The sequence below is a fragment of the Pseudoalteromonas sp. MER144-MNA-CIBAN-0113 genome (assembly GCF_040308965.1).
Taxonomy (GTDB): Bacteria; Pseudomonadota; Gammaproteobacteria; order Enterobacterales; family Alteromonadaceae; genus Pseudoalteromonas; species Pseudoalteromonas tetraodonis.
Map to the genome: position 1 here is coordinate 1 of NZ_JBEOOG010000172.1, position 1,166 is coordinate 1,166.

The following is a 1,166-nucleotide window of genomic DNA, read 5'->3' on the forward strand; positions in this document are numbered from 1 at the left end:
CACTACTACTCAGTGCCACATACCTTAATTAAACAAAAGCTTGAAGCCCATGCCTCCGGGAAGTTGGTGACACTCTACCATCAAGGCATACAAGTCGCTGTTCACCCCAGATCATACCGAGAAGGTGCGCACACCACGCTTGATCTGCATATGCCTATCGCTCATCAAAAGCAGCAACAATGGACACCACAGCGGTTCGAACGCTGGGCGAGTAAATTTGGCACATCAACTGAGCAGTTTGTTATGCAATTGATGCAAGCTAAAAAACATCCAGAGCAAAGCTACCGTGCTTGTATGGGGTTATTAAGCCTAGGTAAAAAGTTTAGTGATCAACGTCTTGAAGCCGCCTGTCATCGCGCATTAACCACAGGTGTTACTCGCGTTAAACAAGTAAAGACTATCTTAGAAAAAGGCTTGGATAAACAACCCTTGCCACAAGCTCAAGGTGATTTACTACAAGATATTGATCATAAAAATATCCGTGGCAACCACTATTACCATTAATAAAAATTAACAAACCATAGGAAGACTTATGCAAAATATCAATCAACAAGTTAATAATCAGTTAAGTAATTTAAAGCTAAGCGGCATACGTGATGCGCTATTGCAGCAATACGAGCAACCCAATTTATACGTTGAACAAAGCTTCGAAGAGCGGCTAAGTTTATTGCTTGAACATGAAATAACGCAGCGTGATCAGCGTAAAATAGATCGCCTAACGCGACAAGCAAAGTTCAGAGTTGGCGGCACACTTGCCCAACTCAACTATGGCGCAGCACGACAACTCGATAAAGCTCAGATCCGTTCATTAGCACAAGGTGAATGGCTTCGTCTTCACCAAAACATCTTGATCACAGGAGCAACAGGTTGTGGCAAAACTTACCTCGCTTGCGCGCTTGGTCAAAACCACTGCCAACAAGGGAGTAGCGTTTATTATTTTAGGCTCAAAGAGCTATTAGAAAAGATGTTTCTAGCGCAAGCCGATGGTAGTTATCGAAAACTGATCAACAAGCTTAGCTCTGCCAATTTACTGATCTTAGATGATTGGGGATTAGAGCCATTAACGGCTCAACAACGGAGTGATTTACTGGAATTAATTGATGCAAGATATGATACAAAATCGACCTTAATAGCGAGTCAATTACCGATAGAAAATTGGTATGAAA

Annotated in this window: 2 protein-coding genes; both read left to right on the top strand. The window is 42.1% G+C overall.

Annotation, left to right across the window (positions count from 1 at the left end; genetic code table 11):
- A partial coding sequence (locus tag AAEY57_RS19225) for a Mu transposase domain-containing protein (protein ID WP_502935503.1) occupies positions 1–504 on the top strand: 504 nt, incomplete at its 5' end.
- 28 nt (positions 505–532) lie between these two features.
- The coding region (istB, locus tag AAEY57_RS19230; protein WP_350608576.1) for an IS21-like element ISShfr5 family helper ATPase IstB at positions 533–1,166 on the top strand (634 nt) is incomplete at its 3' end.